This is a genomic window from Falsihalocynthiibacter sp. SS001 (assembly GCF_042445055.1).
Lineage (GTDB): Bacteria > Pseudomonadota > Alphaproteobacteria > Rhodobacterales > Rhodobacteraceae > Falsihalocynthiibacter.
Genome location: NZ_CP170340.1, coordinates 38,437 through 60,812, shown reverse-complemented (window position 1 = coordinate 60,812; position 22,376 = coordinate 38,437). Strand labels below are relative to the sequence as shown.

The 22,376-nt window shown below is 57.3% G+C and carries 19 protein-coding genes; 9 read left to right on the top strand and 10 right to left on the bottom strand.

The features are described 5' to 3' along the window. Positions 1–4: 4 nt before the first annotated feature. The 3 genes from ACFE33_RS15455 to ACFE33_RS15445 are packed head-to-tail and all read right to left on the bottom strand — an operon-like array spanning position 5 to position 2,787. Positions 5–1,024, bottom strand: coding sequence for a Gfo/Idh/MocA family protein (locus ACFE33_RS15455; RefSeq protein ID WP_380058798.1), 1,020 nt, complete (start codon positions 1,022–1,024; stop codon positions 5–7). Next, positions 1,021–2,055, bottom strand: a complete 1,035-nt coding sequence (locus ACFE33_RS15450; protein WP_380058796.1) for a Gfo/Idh/MocA family protein — start codon at positions 2,053–2,055, stop codon at positions 1,021–1,023. Before ACFE33_RS15450 ends, ACFE33_RS15455 begins: the two co-directional genes overlap by 4 nt. Next, positions 2,056–2,787, bottom strand: a complete 732-nt coding sequence (locus tag ACFE33_RS15445; RefSeq protein ID WP_380058794.1) for a GntR family transcriptional regulator — start codon at positions 2,785–2,787, stop codon at positions 2,056–2,058. It lies immediately after the preceding gene. A gap of 229 nt (positions 2,788–3,016) precedes the next feature. Here ACFE33_RS15445 and ACFE33_RS15440 point away from each other — a divergent pair, with 229 nt between their 5' ends. After that, the gene (locus ACFE33_RS15440; protein ID WP_380058792.1) at positions 3,017–3,682 is read left to right on the top strand and encodes a L,D-transpeptidase; all 666 of its coding nucleotides are present in this window, start codon (positions 3,017–3,019) and stop codon (positions 3,680–3,682) included. A 9-nt stretch (positions 3,683–3,691) separates the two neighbouring features. Here the strand turns inward: ACFE33_RS15440 and ACFE33_RS15435 are convergent, their stop codons facing one another. Both ACFE33_RS15435 and kdgD read right to left on the bottom strand, forming a co-directional pair. Then, a complete protein-coding gene (locus ACFE33_RS15435) occupies positions 3,692–3,982 on the bottom strand; it encodes a hypothetical protein (RefSeq protein ID WP_380058790.1) in 291 nt (96 codons plus the stop codon). 87 nt (positions 3,983–4,069) lie between these two features. After that, the gene (kdgD, locus tag ACFE33_RS15430) at positions 4,070–4,990 is read right to left on the bottom strand and encodes a 5-dehydro-4-deoxyglucarate dehydratase (protein WP_380058788.1); all 921 of its coding nucleotides are present in this window, start codon (positions 4,988–4,990) and stop codon (positions 4,070–4,072) included. A gap of 130 nt (positions 4,991–5,120) precedes the next feature. Between kdgD and ACFE33_RS15425 the strand changes: the two genes are divergently transcribed. The 5 genes from ACFE33_RS15425 (at position 5,121) to ACFE33_RS15405 (ending at position 11,832) form a co-directional block, all read left to right on the top strand. Continuing rightward, positions 5,121–7,049 (top strand): ABC transporter substrate-binding protein, encoded by a 1,929-nt coding sequence (locus ACFE33_RS15425; protein ID WP_380058786.1) that lies wholly within the window; start codon positions 5,121–5,123, stop codon positions 7,047–7,049. A gap of 88 nt (positions 7,050–7,137) precedes the next feature. Next, positions 7,138–8,121, top strand: coding sequence for an ABC transporter permease (locus ACFE33_RS15420; protein WP_380058785.1), 984 nt, complete (start codon positions 7,138–7,140; stop codon positions 8,119–8,121). Continuing rightward, the gene (locus ACFE33_RS15415) at positions 8,118–9,287 is read left to right on the top strand and encodes an ABC transporter permease (protein ID WP_380058783.1); all 1,170 of its coding nucleotides are present in this window, start codon (positions 8,118–8,120) and stop codon (positions 9,285–9,287) included. The genes ACFE33_RS15420 and ACFE33_RS15415 overlap by 4 nt, the downstream gene beginning before the upstream one ends. Positions 9,288–9,298: 11 nt before the next feature. After that, positions 9,299–10,984, top strand: coding sequence for an ABC transporter ATP-binding protein (locus ACFE33_RS15410; RefSeq protein WP_380058781.1), 1,686 nt, complete (start codon positions 9,299–9,301; stop codon positions 10,982–10,984). Between the two features lie 89 nt (positions 10,985–11,073). Beyond that, positions 11,074–11,832 (top strand): SMP-30/gluconolactonase/LRE family protein, encoded by a 759-nt coding sequence (locus ACFE33_RS15405; RefSeq protein WP_380058779.1) that lies wholly within the window; start codon positions 11,074–11,076, stop codon positions 11,830–11,832. Here the strand turns inward: ACFE33_RS15405 and ACFE33_RS15400 are convergent. Then, entirely contained in the window at positions 11,766–12,560 is a 795-nt protein-coding gene (locus ACFE33_RS15400) for a FadR/GntR family transcriptional regulator (RefSeq protein WP_380058777.1), read from the bottom strand. The two genes, ACFE33_RS15405 and ACFE33_RS15400, sit on opposite strands and share 67 nt — an antisense overlap. A 120-nt stretch (positions 12,561–12,680) precedes the next feature. On the opposite strand from ACFE33_RS15400, the gene ACFE33_RS15395 reads away from it, so the two are divergent. Both ACFE33_RS15395 and ACFE33_RS15390 read left to right on the top strand, forming a co-directional pair. After that, complete coding sequence (locus tag ACFE33_RS15395; RefSeq protein WP_380058776.1) at positions 12,681–13,688, top strand: mannonate dehydratase; 1,008 nt, start codon at positions 12,681–12,683, stop codon at positions 13,686–13,688. Continuing rightward, complete coding sequence (locus ACFE33_RS15390) at positions 13,688–14,482, top strand: NAD-dependent epimerase/dehydratase family protein (protein ID WP_380058774.1); 795 nt, start codon at positions 13,688–13,690, stop codon at positions 14,480–14,482. The genes ACFE33_RS15395 and ACFE33_RS15390 overlap by 1 nt, the downstream gene beginning before the upstream one ends. Here ACFE33_RS15390 and ACFE33_RS15385 read toward each other — a convergent pair. Both ACFE33_RS15385 and ACFE33_RS15380 read right to left on the bottom strand, forming a co-directional pair. After that, positions 14,476–15,174: a L,D-transpeptidase gene (locus ACFE33_RS15385; protein ID WP_380058773.1), complete on the bottom strand. Its 699-nt coding sequence runs from the start codon at positions 15,172–15,174 to the stop codon at positions 14,476–14,478. The two genes, ACFE33_RS15390 and ACFE33_RS15385, sit on opposite strands and share 7 nt — an antisense overlap. A gap of 340 nt (positions 15,175–15,514) precedes the next feature. Beyond that, on the bottom strand, positions 15,515–16,450 hold the full coding sequence (locus ACFE33_RS15380; RefSeq protein WP_380058772.1) for a carbohydrate kinase family protein: 936 nt from the start codon (positions 16,448–16,450) through the stop codon (positions 15,515–15,517). Between the two features lie 219 nt (positions 16,451–16,669). On the opposite strand from ACFE33_RS15380, the gene ACFE33_RS15375 reads away from it, so the two are divergent. Then, positions 16,670–18,013, top strand: coding sequence for an NAD(P)/FAD-dependent oxidoreductase (locus ACFE33_RS15375; RefSeq protein ID WP_380058770.1), 1,344 nt, complete (start codon positions 16,670–16,672; stop codon positions 18,011–18,013). 8 nt (positions 18,014–18,021) lie between these two features. On the opposite strand, the gene ACFE33_RS15370 is transcribed toward ACFE33_RS15375, so the two are convergent. Both ACFE33_RS15370 and ACFE33_RS15365 read right to left on the bottom strand, forming a co-directional pair. Then, positions 18,022–21,147: an efflux RND transporter permease subunit gene (locus ACFE33_RS15370; protein ID WP_380058768.1), complete on the bottom strand. Its 3,126-nt coding sequence runs from the start codon at positions 21,145–21,147 to the stop codon at positions 18,022–18,024. Next, positions 21,144–22,370, bottom strand: a complete 1,227-nt coding sequence (locus tag ACFE33_RS15365; protein WP_380058897.1) for an efflux RND transporter periplasmic adaptor subunit — start codon at positions 22,368–22,370, stop codon at positions 21,144–21,146. The genes ACFE33_RS15370 and ACFE33_RS15365 overlap by 4 nt, the downstream gene beginning before the upstream one ends. Positions 22,371–22,376: the final 6 nt, after the last annotated feature.

The window sequence follows — 22,376 nt, the reverse complement described above, 5'->3', positions numbered from 1 at the left end:
TTACTTATTTCGCCTGTTTTCCAATTCGTGTTGCCTTGGCTTGAGCCTCAATTGCGAGCCGCATAACGGTTAGCGTGTGCTGCTGTGGGCAGCTTGTTTCTGTTCGGTTGTCGATGTCGGACTTGAGGCGCTCGAAATAGGGGGTGCCAGCATCGGTGGCGTCAAAGCGTTCACAGGTCGTGCCGTTCACAAGGAACACATGATCGGTGCCCTCTTGGCCGCCGATATCCATATATTTGCGCAGCTCGATGAACCCTTCGGTTCCAAGGATTGTAAGGCGTCCATCGCCCCAGTTTGGTGCGGCATCGGGGGTGAACCAGTCAAGCCGCACATAGCCCTGAACATCGCCGGACGAGAGGTTCATTTCGCCGAAATCCTGAAAGTCGGGGTGTTGTGGCGTGTTGAGGTTACCAACGGTTGCGTGGGTGATTTCGGCTGTTTTTGCGCCCGAGAAGTGCAGGAACTGGTCGATTTGATGCGTGCCGATATCGCCCAGAATCCCTCCGTACTCTTCGGTTTTCCAGAACCAGTCTGGTCGCATTTGCTCGTTAAGCCGATGCGGCCCTTGGGACATCAGATGCACGACGCGCCCGATGCGCCCCTCGGCCAAGAGCTTGTCGGAGAGGGTTACGGCGGGGACTTCGAACCGCTCAGAGAAATTCACCGACCAGATGCGGCTTGTCTCGGCGATTTTGGCTTCGATCTCGGCGAGTTCGGCGTGCGTCAGGCAGCCGGGCTTGTCGAGCATCACGTCCTTGCCGTGTGACATCGCCAAGAGCGAAAGCCGCGCGCGCTCGGCCGGAGGGCAAGCAATCAGCACGAGTTGGATGCTTTCATCCTCCAGTATCCGCTGAATATCATCCACGCGCGGCACATCGGGGAAGCGTTTTACAAAGCCCGCATAGGGTTGCGGCTCTCTTTCGCTCCAGAAACTCGCGAATTCGCATCCGACATCGATCATCCCTTGCGCCATGCCATAGATGTGGCGGTGGTCCAGCCCCAGTGCTGCGAATTTCAGGGTCATTCGTCAGTCTCCACGGTCACTTGTTTCTCTGTTTTGGCCGATTTTTCAATCGCTTGGATAAGGCGGTGGACGCGTAGGGCTTCGCGGCCTGTGATCATTGGGGCGCGTCCCTCGCGTAGGGATGCGGCGAAATCGGCGATCAGGTCGCGGTGCCAGTCACATGGGAAATCCATCGGATCGCTGCCGCCGCCGCTCTTGGTGAGTTCGCCGATGGTTTCGGTGCGCCCGTCGCGCCAGTGGATTGTCAGTTCTCCGGCCAAGAGGCGCACAGAGGCATGGTCGCAATCAATTTCGAGCGTTTCGGCGGCGCCGGGGAAGCTTGCGGTTGTGGCCGTGAGGGCGCCGAATGCACCGTTGGCGAAGACCATTCCAGCGTTGGCGAAATCCTCGGCCTCCATCTGGTGAAATGCGGTGGTTCCCGTTAGGGCGCTGACCTTGGCAACGGGGCCTGTCAGGCTGAGCATGAGATCCATAAAGTGGATGGCCTGTGTGATTAGAACGCCGCCGCCATCGCCCGCATAGGTTCCACGCCCCGGTTCGTCGTAATAGGATTGATCGCGCCACCACGGCAGATTTAGCTGAACCTTGCGGATCGTGCCGGCCTTGCCGCTGTCGATCAACTCGCGAAGGGCAATCGCGCCGCCACGGAAACGGTTTTGAAAAACGATCCCAAGGGGGACGTTGGCACTTTCGCAGATTTCCACGATCTCGGTTGCCCGCGCCAGATCCCGTTCGACGGGTTTTTCCATCAAGATCGCTTTTCCCGCATTGGCGAGGGTTTTGACAATCTCGGCGCGCGCGTGGGGCGGGGTGATTACAATGGCGCCATCGACGTCGCTCTTGGCGATATCGTCGAGGCTTTCGTATGTGGGCCAGCCCCATGTGTCGGCGACGACCTGCCTTGTTTCCGGGCTTCGGGCAAAGACACCGCCGACCTCAACTTTGCCTGCGAGTTCTTTGAGCGCGGCGAGGTGGGGTTTGGCCGCCATCCCGAGGCCGATAACTGCGAGTTTGACGGGCGTCTTTGGCATTTATTTCTCCGTAGGTTTCGCGTGCTCTATGTCTGCGTTGACGGCTTCGAAAGCAGAGTTGATGTGCTTGCTAATAAGGGCCTGCGCGAGTTCGGCGTCTTGGGCCTTTAGTGCATCGACAAGGGCAAGGTGTTCGTTGAATGCGACGTTGATCCGATTGGGAAGATTCCCCGTGAGCATGATCCGCGCGCGGTCTGTGTGGGATTTCACCGAATGCGCCAAGCGCCACGCAGAGGGCAGCATCGCAAGGTCCGCAAGGGCGGCGTGGAAATTCTCGTCCTGACGGAAAAACTCGATGTGGTCGTTATGGGAAACGGCGACGCTTTGAAGGGCGATGTTACTGTCGAGCGCGCGCAGGTTTACATCGGTTGTCGCGATGATCTTGACGACTTCGCGTTCTAGGGCGCGGCGTACAATAATCCCTTCGCGCACGCGGGCGTCATCAATCGGCGCGACGAGCGTGCCCGCCTTGGCCTTGGAGCGCAGCAACCCGTCCTCGATCAAACGTTGATAGGCCTCGCGAACAGGGGTGCGGCTCACGCCGAAGGCGGTGCTGAGTTCTGTTTCGCTGATGGGGTCGTTGGGTTTTAGCTTCTCAAGAATAATCGCCAACCTGATTTGCTCATAGATTTGCGTTCCCAAGGGGCGGGAACGATCGAGCGTTTTATCCAGATCAATGTCCAACAAGGTTCGGACGGACTCGCTCTCTTTTTCGGGATGATCGGCTGGCATGATGATTCCTGTTTTCTTGCTCTGGTACTCTTGCATACAAGTGTTCTAGTTCGCAAGTGGCCAGATTCGTTTATGATTTTGGTGCCAAGAGGGGCGGACCATCACAAAATATGGTGTTTTCGAAGTTTATCTGACGCGCTCATGCGCATGTGAATGGACCTCCGAAGCCACAGTATATATCTTGGCCGAGTGAATTAATAACCGTTCATTGAACAAGGACCGTATTCAAATGTTGACCAGACGCCATTTCGTGATCACTTCTGGGGCGTTATTTTCCGCACCCATTCCAAGCGCTCTCTCGGCGGCTCCTACTTCGGATCCTTCGAAATGGGCAATGTGGGATGCACAGGTAACGCCGCCCAATTACGATCCAGCGACATCCAATCCGTGGGGGTTCAATCCGCGTTTTTTGCCGCAACGTGTTGAAGCGAACGCGGGCCTGACGCCCGGTGATATCCACGTCGATGCGGTTGCGCGCTATATTTACCATATCCGCAGTGATGGATCGGCGATGCGCTATGGCGTGGCGATTGCGCGCGGGAGCCTCTATGAGCCCGGCACCTACACGATCCGCCGTAAGGCAAAATGGCCCACATGGACGCCGACCGCGGCGATGATCAAACGCGATCCGCAACTGTTTGCGCAATACGCAGACGGTCAGGACGGCGGCCCGACCAATCCGTTGGGGTCGCGCGCGTTCTATCTCTATGTCGGAAGCCGCGACACTTATTTGCGCATCCACGGCACACCAAGCCCTTCGTCAATTGGCGGTCGGGCAAGCTCGGGTTGCGTGCGGATGGCAATGCCGCACATCAATGATCTCTATGAGTTTGTGTCGACGGGTGTGCGCGCGTACCTCTACCCACCAGAGGACGCGCTCGGCGCGCGGAGCTAGTTTTCGCCGTTAAACTTCAGGAGAGCGGGTGCAGATCGGGCGCCCCTCTCTGGTGCGAAGCGGTAGGAATGTCGTTTCGACGGGGCCAGCATAGCGATAGACATAGCAGCCATCCGCGTCATTGATCCGCACTTCTGTCAGATCCTGATAGGGGGCGGCGATGGCCTGAAGCCCCTCGGGAACTTCGCTCATCCGATAGTCCGCAGGTTGCCCCTCGACGGTCACAGGGCGCGCGCCCTGAATTTCGGCACAAGCGGTGAGCGCAAGCGTCGCCCCAAGCATACAGGCTAGAACTTTCATTGCGGTATCTCCCTCAGACATCGATCACTTGGCGCAAGTGTACGAAAAAACAGGCGCTAATGTCGAGGGAGGAATAACCGCACGCCTTTAGGCGACGAGCGTCTTGGCGTGTTGCACGAGGCGTTCAAGCTCTGCGCGGTGCTCTGGCGTCATGTCCGAGAGAGGCGTGCGCACCGAACCTGCGGGCTTGCCGACGATCTCGGCGCCCGCCTTGATCATAGAGACAGCATACCCCGCCTTTTTGTCCCGCAGTGCCACAAGCGGCACATAGAATTCGCGCAAGAGCTTGTTGATTGTGGCGCCGTCCCGTGCGCGGATTGCGTTGTAGAAGGTAATCGCAAGCTCTGGCACAAAGTTGAAGACCGCAGAAGAATAAGTTGTGACGCCTAGATCAAGATAGGCCTGCGCGAATATTTCGGCTGTGGGCAGGCCGCCAATATAGGTAAAGCGATCTTCGAGCGCGGTGACGATCGAAACCATCTGTTGCAAATCGCCCGTGCCGTCTTTGTATCCGATGAGGTTTTCGTGCTTGGCCGCGAGCCGTTCAAGAGCATCTGGTCCAAGGCGGCTGTTGGCGCGGGCATAATAAATCACACCCAAATCGGTGCTGCCGCAGATCGCAGAAAGATGCGCCTCTATCCCGTCATTCGGAGCCTCGGTGAGATAGTGGGGCAATACAAGAAGGCCGTCGGCCCCTGCGTTGGCAGCTTTCTCGGCGAGTTGGCATGCGATTCGTGTGCCGTAACCCGTGCCCGCGATCACAGGTGTTTTGCCTGCTGTGCCCTTTACGGCGGTCTCAATGACGGTTTCGTATTCATCTAAACCCAAGGAGAAGAACTCGCCTGTGCCGCCTGCTGCGAATAGGCCCGCAGCGGGGTAGGAGGCCAACCATTCAAGGCGTTTTGCATAACTCTGCTGGTCAAATTCCCCGTCCTTAAAGTCAGTGACAGGAAAAGACAGCAATCCAGAACCGATGCGGGATTTAAGGTTGGCGGGGTCGAGTGACATGGTGTTCTCCGGGGCTGATATTCATGTTGTAATACTAATTGCAGATTGATTGGAAGATTGCAATTGATTTATCATACTAATTATGAAAGTGTCCAACATAATACGAATACTGAACTTTAGGGAGGAAGTTATGATTCGATTAAATCTCAACCGTGGAATGCGGCTTGCGGCAACGACCGCGACGCTTGCCCTTATGGGTGGGGCCGCATGGGCGCAGGCATCGGCGCAATCGCCCGTGCTTGATGCGGCGGTGGAATCCGGTGCATTGCCACCGGTCGCCGAGCGCGTAGGTGCCGAGCCACGCGTTCTGGAAGTTGTTGATAAAATTGGTACTTATGGAGGAACGCATCGCGCCGCGCTTGTTGGCGGGAACGATCGTAACATGCTCTTGAAGTTCACAGGGTATGAGCCGCTCTTGGCGTGGGATCGTGAATGGTCGGGCGAGTTGATCCCGAATGTTGCCAAATCCGTTGAGGCCAGTGACGACGCCAAGTCGTTTACGTTCGTATTGCGCGAGGGCATGAAATGGTCCGACGGCACGCCATTCGGCGCGCAGGATATCGCCTTTATGGTGAATGATGTCCTTACGGACGAGACTCTGTATCCTTCGGCCCCTGGCTGGATGCTGGCGGATGGCAAGTTGCCGACCGCAACCGTGGAGAGCCCCACACGAGTGCGCATTGATTTCGCCGCGCCAAATGGGCTTTTCCTGCAAAACGTGGCTTCGCCCTTCGGGACGAAACTTGTGCTCATGAGCAAGGAATACTGCTCTAAGTATATGCCCAAATTCAACGAAGAGGCCGAGGCGCTTGCCGCTGCTGCGGATGCCGCAGATTGGGCCGAGCACCTAACTAACCAGTGTGGTGTTGGCGAAGAAAACATCCAGCGCTGGCGCAATCCAGAGATGCCAACGCTCAACGCGTTCATGATCGAGGAGCCTTATGTTTCTGGTGCCACGCAAGTGACCTTCAAGCGTAACCCTTATTATTGGAAAGTTGACGCCGAAGGGAACCAGCTCCCCTATATCGACGAAGCGCGCTTCTCGATTAACGCGGATAAACAAACGGCGCTTTTGGCTGCTGTTGCGGGTGAGACCACGTTCCAGCAACGCCACATCGCCACAACGGACAACCTCCCTGTTCTTGCCGCCGCGCAAGAAGATGCGGGGATTGTGATTGTTCCGCGCGTTCAAGAGCGTGGATCGGACGTTTCTATTGCGTTCAACCAAACAAGCACCGATCCGGTAAAGCGCGATTTCTTTGACGATCTCGAGTTCCGCGCGGCACTGAGCCACGGGATTGATCGCCAAGCGATTATCGACAGCATCTACCTCGGTCTCGGAGAGCCGTCACAGCCCGGTCCGTCCGAAACTTCGCCGTATTACAACGAGCGTCTGGACAAGCAGTACCTTGAGTATGACGTGGAGAAAGCGAACGCGATGTTGGACGAGCTTGGCTATGACAAGCGCGACTCTAATGGGATGCGTTTGAATGCCGACGGCAATCCGATCACGTTCAATGTCATGACGGTTAGTGCGCTTGGATCGTTTGTGGATCTAGGGGAGTTGGTGACGCAATACTGGCAAGAGCTGGGGATTGACGCACGTATGCAAACCGTTGATCGCACACGTTTTTACGAGGTCAAAAACGGCAACGAGCATGATGTCGTGATCTGGGGTGGTGGCGGAAACGGCGCCGAGGGACTGCTTGATCCGCGCTACTACTTGCCCTTCTCAAGCGAGTCGACCTTTGGTGTGGACTGGGTGAACTGGTTTGACGGTAACGGCGGCGAAGAGCCCCCAGCAAACGTCAAAAAGCAACGCGAACTCTATGACGCGATCAAGATGACCTCAGATCAAGCAGAGCAAACACGTATGTTCAACGAGATTCTGGACATCGCGGCGGACAACTTCTTTGTCATGGGTATCTCGACACCGCCCAAGCAATACGCGGTGCGTGCCAAGAACCTGATGAACGTCACAGAGGGTACCGCGACATCGTGGATTTATCCGAACCCCGGCCCGACGAACCCCGAACAGTGGTTCTTTGAGCAAGAGTAAGAAAACCGCAGCACCGCGCCCGATTGTGCGGTGCTGCAACCAGACCCATTGGTCCCGCTGACGGGATCAACACTAAGGAATACCTCTCATGGCCCGCTTCATTCTGTTTCGAGTGCTCTCGATGATCCCTGCGTTGCTTGCGATCTCGGTGCTGACTTTTATCGTAATCCAACTTCCGCCCGGTGATTTTGTATCAACCCTCGCGGCCCAAGCGGCCGAAACCGGCAACACAATGGAGCAGGCAACGCTTGATACTCTGCGCGAGCGGTATGGCATCGGCGATAGCGTGGTCGAGCAATACTTTCGCTGGATTGGCGGCATTGTTCAGGGTGATTTTGGCTATAGTTTCGAATGGAACCAACCCGTAAGCCAGCTTGTTTGGGAACGCATGGCGATGACCTCGCTTGTGGCGGTTCTGACGCTGTTGTTTGTGTGGTCGGTTGCGCTTCCGGTGGGCGTTTATTCCGCTGTGAACAAATATTCGATCGGGGATTATGTGGCGACGCTTTTCGGCTTTATCGGAATGGCGACACCGAATTTCCTCTTGGCGATTGTACTGATGTATTTTGCGACGATCCACATGGGGCAATCCGTGGGCGGGCTGTTTTCACCCGAGTATGTTGATGCGCCGTGGTCGTTTGCGCGGCTCTGGGATTTTCTGAGCCATGTTTGGATACCCGTGATTGTCCTTGGGACGGCGGGCACGGCCGCGCTTATCCGTGTGATGCGCGCTAACCTGTTGGACGAGCTTGGAAAACCCTACGTCGAGGCCGCCCGCGCCCGTGGTGTTCCAGAGCGCAAACTTATCGCGAAATATCCCGTTCGCGTGGCGATCAACCCGTTCATTTCGACCGTTGGCTGGGTGCTTCCTACGCTGATTTCGGGGGAGCTTATCGTCTCGACGGTGCTCAATCTACCGACGGCGGGGCCGCTGCTTCTTCAGGCGCTCAAGAGTCAGGATATGTATCTGGCGGGCGCATTTTTGTTGATGACGGGGGCGCTTGTGCTGATTGGCACGCTGCTTTCGGACATTCTTCTTGCTGTTATCGATCCAAGGATTCAATTCGCATGACTTCACCTGCACGCACCCTTCCCGACGATGGCCCCAATACTCCGCAGGACGAGGCGAACCTTGATCTTCTGGATGCCCAGACCCGCGATGACGCGCTTGTTGCGGCCTCGCAGTGGCGGCTTATCTGGTACAAATTCCGCAAGCATCGCCTTGCGATGATTGGCCTGACGGTGACGGGGTTTATCTATTTCGTCGCACTCTTTGCCGAGATCCTCGCGCCGACGACGCCGACGGCGTTTAACCCCAAGCTCAGCTTTGCCCCACCACAGGCCATTGCCCTGTTTGACGAGGGGAGCTTCCGCCCGCACGTGCATCCATACACCTCCGAGGTGGACATGGAGACATTCAAGCGCGTCTTTGTTCCCGATGAGGAGAAGGTTGTGCCGCTTGGGTTCTGGGTAAAGGGCGAGCCCTACGAGCTTTGGGGGCTTATTCCGATGGATCGGCACCTGTTTGGTCCGGTTGATCCCAAAGAGCCGTTTTACCTTATTGGCGCTGATCGACTGGGACGCGATATGCTTAGCCGCACGATCTATGGCGCGCGAATTTCGATGTCGATTGGCCTTGTCGGGGTGATCTTTAGCCTTGTGATTGGCTTGGTTTTGGGCGGGCTTTCGGGATACTTCGGCGGCTGGACCGACCGCGTTATCCAGCGCACAATCGAGTTTATCCGCTCTGTACCGACGATCCCGCTCTGGCTTGGATTGGCGGCCGCGATGCCGCAGGACTGGCCACCGCTTCGGGTGTATTTCGTGATTTTGATTATCCTCTCGCTGATCGGCTGGACGGAAATGGCGCGCGTGGTGCGGGGTAGGTTCCTTTCGTTGCGGCACGAGGATTTCGTACTCGCTGCGCGCTTGGATGGCGCATCCGAGATGCGGGTGATCCTGCGCCATATGATGCCCTCTATCACAAGCCACGTGATCGCGGCGGTGACCCTTGCGATCCCGACGATGATCCTTGCGGAAACGGCGCTTTCGTTCCTTGGCCTCGGCCTTCAGCCACCCATCGTAAGCTGGGGTGTGCTGCTCAAGGATGCGCAGAACCTGCTGGCGATTACACAGGCGCCTTGGCTCTTTATTCCGGGAATTTGCGTGGTGGTGGCCGTGCTTGCTCTCAACTTTCTTGGCGATGGTCTGCGTGATGCGGCCGACCCATATTCCTAAGGTGATTTCGGATGTCTGACATGAATAATACCGTAAAACCCGTCCTGACAATTCGCGATCTTAGCGTAGAGTTTCCCGTCCATAAATCCACCGTAAAGGCGGTTGAGGGACTGTCGTTTGAACTGCGTCGTGGCGAGACGCTCTGTGTGGTTGGCGAAAGTGGGTCGGGCAAGTCCGTCACCGCGCGCGCCATTCTGCGCCTTCTCCAGAGTCCGGGACGCATCACAAGTGGCGAGATCACATTCGAGGGTCGCGATCTTACGCAAGTGGACCCGAAGGGTGCCGAAATCCGCGCCATTCGGGGCGACCGTATCGCGATGATTTTTCAGGAGCCGATGACCTCGCTTTCGCCCGTACACACTATCGGCGCGCAGATCATCGAAACGATCCTGTTGCACCGCGACATGAGCAAAGCAGAGGCCCGCGAACGGGCGATTGAACTGTTGGGCCGCGTGGCGATTCCGTCGCCCGAGGTTGCCGTAGATCGGTACGCGTTTGAATATTCGGGCGGGATGCGTCAACGCGCGATGATCGCGATGGCGCTTGCCTGTGATCCCGATATCCTCATTGCGGACGAGCCAACAACCGCGCTTGACGTGACCACACAGGCCGAGATTCTGCGCCTGATTGAGGACCTTCAGCGCGAGACCGGCATGGCGGTTCTTTTCATCACGCATGACATGGGCGTGGTTGCCGAAATCGCGGATCGCGTCATGGTTATGTATCGCGGTCACAAGGTTGAGGAGGGGTTGGTGCAAGACGTGCTCCAGCGCCCGCAAGAGGACTATACCAAGGCGCTTCTGGCTTCTGTTCTCAAGCTTGAAACGCCCCCCGAGCGCACGCGCCCCGATGCCAATGCCGCGCGCATTTATGAGGTGAATAATCTGAATCTTGTGTTCGGTCAGAAGAAAGGCGCGTTTAAGAAAGACGGCGGCGGCGTTTGGGCGATTAATGGCGTCACGCTTGATGTGCGTCAGGGCGAGTCCCTTGGGATTGTGGGTGAAAGCGGTTCAGGGAAAACGACCCTTGGCCGCACGATGCTCAGGATGCTGGAACCCACCGCAGGACAGCTTCAGTACCGCAACGCAGAGGGCGGTTTGATTGACCTCACGGCGGCGCGGCGTTCGGATATGCGGCGGCTCTATGGCGATATGCGCATGGTGTTTCAGGACCCGCATTCCTCGCTCAATCCTCGGATGACGGTGCGCGAAACCATCGCCGAACCCCTACGCACAATCGCGGGCATAAGCGCAAAAGAGCGCGACGAACGCGTTGCCGAGTTGCTGGAGCGGGTCGGGATGCCGCAATCCGCCGCCAGCCGTTATCCCCATGCGTTTTCGGGTGGTCAGCGACAGCGGATTTCGATTGCGCGCGCGATTGCCACGCATCCGCGCCTTGTTATCGCCGACGAGCCGACATCGGCGTTGGATGTGTCGCTGCGCCATCGTATCCTTGATCTTATGGCGGAACTGCGCGAGGAAATGGGCATGACGTATGTTTTCATCAGCCATGACATTACCTGTATTCGCTACTTCTGTGATCGGGTCGCGGTGATGGAGCGCGGCAAGCTTGTCGAGGTTGGATCCGCCGAGCAAATCTGTAGCGCGCCAACCCAGCCTTATACGAAACGGTTGATCGCCTCTGTGCCGCATCCGGATATGTCGCGACGCACCAAACCGCTGCCGACGGCGGCATGAGGACGTTCACGGCAAAGGCCACATCCGCCCCACGCGCCACGTTTGCCGAGGGGCCGGTGTGGCATAATGGGGCCTTGTGGTATTGCGATATGCCCGCCCAAACAGTGATCCGCATTGATCCCGCGACTGGTGCCTCAGAAGTGCGCTCTTTTGATACTGTGGTTGCCTGCCTTGCCAGTAGCGATGGTGGCCTCGTTGCGGGGACGGGCGAGGGGTTTGCGTTTTTGCCGGATGAGGGCGGCTATAGGCTGTTGGACGAGAAATTCCAAGGCCGCGATCACCGCATGAACGATGCCACGACTGATGCCAAAGGGCGATTTATCGCGGGTTCAATGAGCACGCCGCCCGATGCGGAGAACCCTGACGGGGAGCTTTGGTGTTTGGGGCGCAAGGAAGGAATGATCGACGAATTGCTTGTGCCGAATGGGCTGGCGATTTCTCCTGATCAATCAACGCTTTATATCTCTGATAGCCACCCAAGCGTTCAGACGGTGTGGCGCTGTTCTTATGATGTCGAGAGCGGGGCAATCGGCCCGCGTGAAGCGTGGATAGATTTCCACGATCTGCCGGGGCGGCCCGATGGCGCAACGATGGATATCGACGGTGGCTATTGGATTGCGTCCATTGACGGTGGCCGCGTGTGTCGGTTCCTGCCTGACGGGACGCTGGATGCCGTTGTCGAGGTTCCCGCTGCGAAAACGACCAAGCCTGTTTTCGGCGGAAATGATCGCAAAACGATGTTCATCACGACCGCCAATGTCGATGGAATTGGCGGGGAGCTTTACGCGGTTGATTTGCCTTGGTCGGGGGTCGAAACTTTCTCTGTGCGGCTGGACCAGCGGCGATAACGGCGGCGCGATCCCTCTAGGTGGGTGCGCATTGTTGCGGCTGCGGTCTCTGGATCGCGGTCAACAATGGCGTCGTGGATTGCTTCGTGCTCAAGGGTCAGACGGCGCAAGTATTCGGTGCGGGCGTCTGCGTCGGGGAATTGCGCATCTAGGCTGCGACGTGGAATGGCCGTTGCGCGGATTCCCTCAAGAAAACGCACGAATTGCGGATTGCCCGAGGCCCGCGCAACCGCGGTGTGAAACGCAAAATCCGCGTCCGAAGCGCCCTGCCAGTTCACCACTGAATCCTCGAATCCGCGCATCGCATTATCAAGCTCGATCAACCCCTGCGCTGTCATGCGGCTTGCGGCGAGGCTTGCCGCCTCTACTTCAACCGCGAGGCGCAATTCGAGCATATCAAGGATTTCCGCAAGGTTTTGCGGTGTTCCAAGAAGGGGAGAGTTCGTTAGGGGCGGGTCGGCCACAAAGATACCGCTCCCACGCCGAGAGGTCAGCCGCCCTTCGGCCTTGAGGCGCGCGATTGCTTCTCTGACGACTGTGCGGCTTACGTCCAACGCCTCGCAGAGGACCTGCTCGGTGGGGAGCTTGGTACCGGATTTTAGCTGGTTGTCGCGGATGGTTGCCAAAAGCGTGGCCGTGGCCCAATCCGTGAGGCTTCCGTCATGCGGTAGGTCCGTGAGTTTGATTTTGCGAAGGCCGTCCGCGTGCCCGATATCAATGGTTGTCATTATAAATTCCAATTTGCATGACTTATCTTAGCAGCAAACCCCTATAAACGGCAATAATTTAGTTGCGAACAATGGATGATTCCAATATGTGTATGATTAATTTATGCGAGGAGGAACACTATGCACATCGGGACTCAAATGTCGGGAGGCAAGTTCGCAGAGCTGGGCGATCCCTATCTTAAACAGCTTGCGCAGCTTGGCGTGCGCAATGTGTGCATTGATCCCGAGGGCAATCCGCATGATTGGACCGACGACATCCTTGCGCGGCATATTGATCGGCTGGATCGGGCAGGGCTTTCGCTGGATATGGTGCAGCTTCCGCTCGCGAGCCGTCCGATCTCTGAAAATCGCTCCAAGAACATCATGCTTGGCAAGAGCCCCGAGCGCGACCGCGAGATCGACTCGATCTGTCGTTTGATCGAACGCCTGGCTGTGCTGGGTGTGCCTGCGGTCAAGTACAACATGAACATCATCGGAATCCCGCGGATTGAGCCCGCGATTGGCCGTGGCGGGGCGCGCAACTCCACTTGGCGGCTTGCGGATGCTACCGATGGCGACACCCTGACCGAGGCGGGCGAGGTTTCAGCAGAGGAATTTTGGTCGCGGATTGATTATTTCCTTGAGCGAGTGGTTCCCGTGGCGGAATCCGCCAAGGTGCGCATGGCGTGTCACCCGCATGATCCGCCCACGCCCGAAGGGTATCGCGGTGTGACGAGGGTTTTGGCGACGGTTGATGGGCTCAAGAAATTCGTCCAAATGCACGAAAGTCCTTATCACGGTCTTAACTTCTGTCAGGGAACGATTGCCGAAGGCATGGTAAACCCGCGCGAGGAAATTGGCGATGCGATCCGCTGGTTTGGCGAGCGAAACAAAATCTTTAACGTTCATTTCCGTAATATTCGCGGGGGGTTAAATGATTTTCAGGAAACTTTCCCAGATGATGGCGACATGGATATGGTCGCGTCATTCAAGCTCTATCACGAGTTGGGATACCGCCATATGATCATGCCTGACCACGTTCCCGGAATTGACGGAAATGCACCGTGGGAGACTGCGTTTGCCTATTGTTTCGGGTATATCAATGCGCTGTTTCAGGCGACAGGCATTCCGCAGGACGGAGCCGCCTAATGAAACTGCTACTAACGGGTGCGAATGGTCGGATGGGCGCTGCGCTCAGGCCGCTATTGTTAGAGCGCGCAGGGGTCGAACTTGTGCTTTCCGCGCGCAGCCCGATGGAGGACGTCGCCCCGCGCGAGACTGTGATGCTGGGCGATCTGGCCGATTATGACCATGTCGCAAAGATGTTGGAGGGTGTTGATGGCATCGTTCATCTGGGTGGCTGTGCCAAGGAAAATACATTCGATGTGATCCTCGACGCCAATATTCGCGGCACCTACAATATCTTTGAGGCCGCCCGCAAGGCAGGGGGCATGCGTGTTATGTTTGCGTCCTCGCACCATGTGACGGGGTTTCATCCGCGCAGCTCCAAGCTCGGCGGCGATGCCGAAATGCGGCCAGATACGCTCTATGGCCTGTCGAAATGTTATGGCGAGTTGCTGGCGAAGCTCTATTGGTACAAGTTCGGTGTTCAGAGCGTAAGTGTGCGCATCGGGTCCTGTAACGAGCAGCCCAAAGACCGTCGAATGCTGGCCACATGGATGAGTCATAACGACATGGCGCGTCTGATTTTTGCAACATTCGATGCGCCTGAAACGGGGGCGGCGATGGTCTATGGGGTGTCGGATAATCCGGATTCGTGGTGGTCAAACGATCACGCGGATTTCCTTGGATGGAAGCCCGAAGATAGCGCCGAACCGTGGCGCGCAGAAATTCTTGAGCAGCCAAAGCCCGACCCGACCCGCCTCGGCGAGCAGGTCCAAGGCGGTGTTTTTGCCGAGTGGGGCCACTTCGAAGATCAGTAAAGCGCGGCGAGGCCTGATGGCTTCATCGAGGGCATAACGATCACGGACGCGCCATGCACGGTGCGTTCGTAAAGGTCGATAACATCTTGATTTAGCATACGAATACAGCCTGCGGATACGGCCTTGCCCAATTCAAGCGCGCTTGCGTCGCCGTGAATGCGATAGAGCGTATCCTCGCCATTCTGGAACAAATAGAGCGCACGCGCGCCAAGTGGGTTTCCTGGCCCGCCGTCCATACCGCCGTTTGCCACAGAATAGGGTTCGTACTCGGGATGGCGATCAATCATGGTTTGCGGCACGTTCCAACGCGGCCATTTGCGCTGGAATTGAAGACGTGCGGTGCCCTGCCAGTCAAAACCGGCGGCGCCCACGCTCACGCCATATCGCATCGCGGTCTCGGGACCTTGGATGAAATAGAGAAGGGCGGCATCTGGATCGATGATGATCGTGCCACGCGGGTGTTGCGGCCACGGATTGGTGATTTCTTGACGCCAGTATTTCGGATCAATAACGCCTTCGCGCACCGCCGGAACGGGGAAGGGCTCGTCATAGAGCGCGCCATAGAAAGCGGGCAGCGGCGGGAAGGTCGGGGCAGGCGGCGTAACCACCCGCGTAACGGGTTCGGAAGGCGTCATACAAGCCGCAAGGCCAGTTACCGCGCTCAGAGCAACAAAGTTGCGACGGTTCATCATGTTGGTAATTCCTTTAGATGGATCTTGCGGAGCGGCCTGCGGGAACCATACCCGTCATATTTTTAAGGCGCAGAGTGTTCATGCGCGCATAATTGGGCCAAGTTTCGCCTGATGTCCACGCGCCCCGCGCACGTGCGGCAATTTTTCGCCGCCTCGGGCGTGGATACCATTTCAGAAGCGGTAAGATGCGCTCCCTTTGCAACACTGCGGACGTCTTTTGGCGCTGCGGGTGTGGCCTTGTGCGGGTATGGCTTGCGAAGTCGCGGTCATCGACGTTGTCCTGAACAACAACTCGTGGCGCGGCACATCAAGAACGACAAGCCGCTGTTGCAATAGCAGGTTAAGCTTTGAGGAAATCGTGGACTTCTTGGCGGGTGGTGAAGCCACCCGTTCCGCCCATTTTGGACGCGGTAAGCGCACCGCAGGCATTGCCAAGTTTGAGGCGCTCGGGGGTGTCCTTTCCCTCAAGACGTGCGGTGATATAGCCCGCATTAAAGGCATCACCCGCGCCCGTGGTATCGAGCGGCGTAATGGGTAGGCTTGCGGCACGCGTGATGTTGCCGTTGATGCTTGCGAGGCTGCCTTTGGAGCCGTTTTTGAGCGCAATTTCGTTGGCACCCATCTCATGCAAACGCGTAAGCGCGGGCTCTACTTCGGCAATGCCCGTGATACCCGAAAGCTCCACACGATTGGGAAGAATTACGCTCACATAAGGGAGCATTTCACGCAGGATTTCCGTGTCCCATTTCTCGGAAGGATCCCAACCCAAATCGAGCGAAGTCGTCATGCCAGCGTCATGGGCATGGCGGAAAAGTTCAGGTAAATCGGGCTGTAAGCGTTCCTGAAGAAAGAACGACCCCAGATGCAGGTGCCGCGCCTGAGTGAGCGCGCCAAGGTCGATATCGGCCAATCCGAATGCCGCCATCGCACCATAGCGCGTCAGCAGCAAGCGATCCTCTGGATAGGCCAGCGAAACGGTTACGCCCGTCTGGACCGCAGCGTCGGTTATGATACCGGTTTGATCGACGCCCTCTTGTTTCAGAACGCTTTTGCAAAATGCGCCGTGGTCGTCATCGCCCACCTTGGCCGCCATGGCCGTAGCAAGGCCAAGCCGCTGCATCAATACACAACAAATCGCGGTCGAACTCCCGAGGGTCAAAGTCATGTCCGAGAATTCATGCTCGGTCCCGAGAACGGGCGCAGAAGTCTTGATTCCCGTAAGGATCAGGTCGGGGTTCAACTCCCCGACCGCAATGACATCAAACCGTTTAGTCATGGTTAAAACAAAACAACCTTAGACAAGTTCACAGACGCATCAGGATCACATTCGCGATGCTTGTTTGTTATTTAGGCTCTTTGTTGCTGTTACCGCAAGAGCGACAACCTGCTCTCGAAAGGTGACTGATATGAATAGTGTTTTCGTCCTTATCATGTGATTGTTTTTAGTGGACCGCTGTTTCAGACTGCTTTTATCACTCGTGCAAAAGGATACCCGATGAAGTTCCCGATTACCCTCGAAAGCCCTGTTCAATTTACCGCACCTCTGCCGGAAACTTCCGATGTGGTGATTATCGGGGGCGGCGTTGTGGGGATTTGCACGGCGCTGTTTTTGGCGCGCAAGAACGTTTCGGTGACGGTGATCGAAAAGGGGCGGGTTGCTTGTGAACAATCATCACGCAACTGGGGCTGGATTCGCCAGCAGGGCAGGGACGAGGCAGAGCTGCCCATCATGATCGAGTCCCGCCGCCGTTGGCAGGATATTGCGGCCCAAACCAAGGCAGACATTGGTCTGACGCAGGGTGGCGTGACCTATTTGGCGCGCAACGACAAAGACATGCAGGAATTTGCCGACTGGGTGAAAATCGCGCAAAACCATGGTGTTGATACGGTTCTATTTGATGAAAAGGACTGTAAGGCGGCTTATCCCGGTATGACAGATACAATGCGCGGGGCGATGTTTACGGCCTCGGATATGCGGGCAGAGCCGTGGGTGGCTGTTCCCGAAATCGCCAAGCTGGCGGTCGAAGCAGGTGCAACGATCATCGAGAATTGTGCGGCGCGGAGGCTGGATATTCAGGGCGGGCGCGTTACGGGAGTGGTGACGGAAAACGGCACCATTCGCACCAGCGAAGTTCTTCTTTGTGGTGGCGCGTGGTCGGGCCTCTTTGCCGAGGCACACGGCGTTTCTATTCCACAGCTTGCGGTGCGTTCCTCGGTTGCGGCCACCAATGTTTTGCCCCAAGTGGTGCAGGGTGGCGTAACGGACGAAGCGATTGCCTATCGCCCACGCAAGGATGGCGGCTATTCCCTTGCGGCGGGCGGGGCGCATGAGTTCTTCGTTGGTCCTGCGACGTTGAAACATGGGCGCAAGTATCTGCGGCAATTCATGAGCAACCCTTTGGGGACAGCCTTTAAGCCAGCCGCCCCGCGGGATTATCCCGATGCATGGAGCACGGCGCGCAAATGGAGTGGCGATGATCAAAGCCCGTTTGAGCGGATGCGCATCCTCAATCCCACGCCGAATATGCGCAAACTGCGCGGTGCCGCCGAGAAATTCGCGCAGCGCTATCCAGAGTTAGGCAAGGTCGAAATCAGAGCAAGCTGGGCGGGCATGATCGACGCCATGCCCGATGTTGTTCCGATTCTGGATCGTGTTCCGAACGTGCAGGGCCTGACCATTGGAACGGGCCTAAGCGGGCACGGATTTGGTATCGGCCCCGGAATCGGGCGGGTTTTGGCGGATCTGATCATGGGCAACGAGGTTGGCCATGATCTTCACCGTTTCCGCTTTGGGCGCTTTACCGACGGATCGCCGATGGTGCCCGGCCCCGCGCTTTAACTGCGGGGCTAGGCCGTTTCGGGCAGGGCGGGCGTGGGCTCTGCGCGCTTGGCTTTGCGCTCGCCGATCATCAACATCGCGGGTGTCACGATGAGGGTGAGGACCGTCGCAACAATCAAGCCGCCCGCAATTGCCGAGCTAAGCTCTGTCCACCACTGGGTAGAGGGCGCGCCGTAAACCACTTCTCTGGTAAAGAAGTTCAGGTTCACCCCGATCACCATTGGCATAAGCCCAAGCGCCGTGGTTACCGACGTCAGAACCACAGGCCGCAGACGTTGCGCACCCGTGCGCAGGGCGGCCTCGAGCGGCGAGAGGCCCGCTTTTTTCAGATCATTATAGGTGTCGATCAGAACGATATTGTTGTTCACCACGATCCCCGCGAGCGCGATCACACCGATCCCGCCCATAACCACCCCGAACGGTCGTCCCGTCACGATAAGCCCGAACAGAACCCCCGAGATCGAGAAGACGATCGCGCTCATGACGATGAAGGCCTGATAGAAGTTGTTGAACTGAATCACGAGGATCACAAACATCAAGAAGATCGCCGTAACGAACGCCCCGACAAGAAAGACCATCGCGTCGGTTTGGTCCTGTGCTTCGCCAGCGAAACTGATGTCGGTACCTTCGTCCAAGTCCATCCCGTCGATTGCCGCCTGAAGGGCGATAACCTGATCGTTCACCAGAACACCGGGAACCACGTTGGATTCAATCGTAATCACGCGGCGCTGGTCAATGCGGGTAATGGTGCCTGTGCGCGGGCTTGGCTCGAAGGTCACAAAGTTCGAGATTGGAACCAGCCCCGCAGAGGTCGGAACGCGCAGGGTTTGGAGCTTCTCAAGTGTGCGCTCGCCAGAGGGGAAACGCACGTTGATATCGACCGAGCCTTCGGCGTTACCGGGGCGATAGTCCGCCACCGTAATCCCGCGTGTAAGGAGCTGCATCGCTTGACCGAGCGTCGAAACATCGGCGCCAAATCGCGCGGCTTCCGAGCGGTTCACCTCTACGCGCCACTCCACACCGGGAAGAGGGCGGGTATCGGTTATGTCGGTAAAGCCGCCGATGCGGTCCATCTCGGCCAGTACGGCATCAACCGCCGCGTTTTGGTCATCGGTGTTTTGCGCACGAACGCGCAGGCTGATCGGTTTGCCGCCAGAAGGGCTGTTGGAGGCCGTTTGAACCTGTACGTCGATGCCGGCAATCGTTGCCATATCCTCGCGAATTTCCTCTGCAATGAGTTCGGCCGGACGGCGTGTGTCCCATTCCGTGAATTCGATCTGGACCGTTCCGATCAGGTCGGCGGCGGATTGGGTACTCCCGCCCGAGCGCGCATAGACGGACTCGATTTCGGGATACTCAAAGAGCTTTTCTTCGACTCGGCGCACAAGGGCGTCTTTTTCATAGATCGAGAAGTTATCGCGGGCGCGGACCTGCACCTGTGCAAATTCTGGCTCAACCGACGGGAAGAAGCTCACGCCGTTGCCGAATTGCCCATAGGCGCCGAAGCCCGCAATGAGGAACGCAATCGCCATAATCAGTGTTGCCCACGGGCGCAGGATTGCGAATTGCAGCACCTTTACATAGCCACCCGTGAATCCGCCAAGGTCGCGCGGATCACCGTTTTCAGCGGCGTGCAGCGTTGCTTTGTCCTTGGCCGATTGTGGTGGCTTCTTGCCGATAATTCCGCCCGTAACAGGGATGAAAATCAGCGCCATAAACAGCGATGCGCCAAGCGTCAGGATCACGGTGATCGGCAGGAATTTCATGAATTCCCCAACCGTGCCTTTCCAGAACAGCAGTGGGAAAAATACACAAAGTGTCGTCGCCGTTGAGGCAATAATTGGCCACGCCATGCGTTTGGCGGCATGGGCATAGGCGACCTTGGGCGGATCACCTTCCTGAAGACGGCGGTCGGCGAGTTCGGTCGTCACAATCGCCCCGTCCACCAGCATCCCCACCACAAGGATAAGCGAGAACAGCACGACGAGGTTCATGGTATATCCCATAAAGAACAGCGCCGTAACGCCCGCAAGGAACGCACCGGGAATCGCCAGTCCAACCAAGAGTGCCGAGCGGATACCCAAGGCCCAGACGATCACGATCATCACAAGAATAACCGCCGCGATAACGTTGGCCTCTAGGTCGCTGAGCATGGTTTCCACCTGCTCGCTTTCGTCCTGCATGTAATCCACGGAAACGGTGTCGGGCCAGTCGGCCTGTGCTTCTTCGATCAGGGCGCGCACGGCGGTGACCGTTTCGATGATATTGGCGCCAGAGCGTTTCTTGATCTCGAGCGCGTGTGCGGGCTGGCCATCAATGCGTGCGAAGCCTGTTGGGTCTTCGAAGGTACGGCGGACAGTGGCCACATCGCCAAACGTCACAACCGTATCGCCGCGTACTTTCACGGGTAGGCCCATCACGTCTTCGGTGTTCTCGATCAGCCCCGGCACCTTGAGCACGATGCGCCCTGCGCCGTTTTCAATTGCACCTGCCGCAATCAGGCGGTTGTTGCGGTTGATCTGGCTGATGAGTTCTTCGAAGCTGATGTTGTAGGTTTCAAAAACCGTCGGGTCGATCAGAACCTCAAGAAGCTCGGTCCGTTCGCCGCCCACGTCCACCTCAAGCACACCTTCAAGACCCTCGATCCAGGCGGATAAATCCTCGGAGAGGTTGTTTAAAGTACGCTCGGGAACCGGCCCCGAGAGGATAACGGTCAGGATCGGAAACAGCGCCGTGTTGATTTCGGTGACGGTCGGATCGGACGCATCTTCGGGCAGATCAGTCGCAGCGCGGTCCACGCCTTCGTTGACTTTGTCCAATGCGGCATCCGCATCAAACCCCGGTTCAAACTCAAGCTGAACACTTGCGTGACCTTCGCTGGCGTTGCTGGTCATTTGCTTGAGACCCGTGATGGAACTCAACTCGGTTTCGAGCGGCTCTACCAAAAGGCGTTCGGCATCCTCGGGGGAAATACCGTCAAGACTCGTCGAGACATAGAAAATCGGGATCGGAATCTCTGGCGAGCTTTCCTTGGGGATAGCAACATAGGAATAGGCGCCTACCAAGAGGATCATAATGAGCGTCATTATGATCACTCGGCTGCGGCTAAAGGCAGCGTCGATTATGCTATTCATTCGATCGATTCCTGCGTGCTTGTGGCGTCTTGGGCGATCTCAGTGTCGGCGTTGGCGAGGTCTGTCTCTTGAGTGTCAGCGGTGGCTGTTTCCGGCCCAAGCCCAAGCTGATCTTCGGGGACTGGGTTCACTGTTTCGCCTTCATTTACAAAGCCCTGACCGACAGAAATGATCTGAACTTCCTCTGGCAGGCCCGACACCCAGACACCATCGGTTTGCGCGCGCACGATCTCGACCTTGTGGAACGAAACCTTGTTACCATCGACCACCGTTTTCACCCCCAGAACACCGTTCGTATCAAGCGATAGAATGGCCGGAGAGACAAAGTGCGCCGTGGTTTCACCCGTTGGAATACGCAACTGTGCACTGATCCCTGCGGGGATGGCCCCGTCGGCATTCGGGACGCCGATTTCGGCAAGGAATGTGCGCGTATCGACGTCGGCACTGCTTCCGACGAACTCAACTTCGCCAGTGCCGACATCGCCGGTAATGAACTCTACGTCGGCGGATTGGCCGACGCGGATCTGGTGCAGCGATTGCTGTGGCACCTGAATTTTGATCGTAAGCGGAGCGTTATCGACCAAGCGGCCAATCGAAGTTCCGAGCGCGATAAATTCGCCCGTATCAATGTCCAGCGTCTCAAGACGTCCGGCGAATGGCGCGCGGATTTCGGTGTTCTTGATCGCTTCTGTTGCGGATTTCAGGTTGGCCTGTGCCGACGCAAGGGTTGCGCGCGCCACCGAAAGGCGGTCCACGGTTGCAACGCCACGGTCAACCAATGCGCTTGCGTTGTCGAATTCGCGTTGTGCACGGGTAAGCTCTTCTTGGGCGCGATCAAGGTCCGAACCGCGCGCGGCAATGTCGAACTTGGCAATCACTTGGCCGCTTTCAAGTTGCGCGCCCTTATCAACAAGGATCTCTTCGATCTGCCCCGAAGTTTCCGCACGCACCACCGTATCGCGATCAGGAAGCGCTTGGCCCTCGGCGACGAAATACTGCTCGATACTCTCGGCAACGGATGGAATGACCGCAACCGTCACCGGCTTAACCGTCACGGATGCAGGCTCGCTTGCCTCTGGATTTTCCGAGGGGAGGATAATGCCGCTGCCCATCCATCCGACAATCGCCACAGCAATGATTCCAGCAACCCAGCGAGACCGCGTCGAGCCGCGGTCGTTCTCGAATTTCAGTGTCTGACGTTCGTTATTATTGGTCTCTGTCATTGCTCA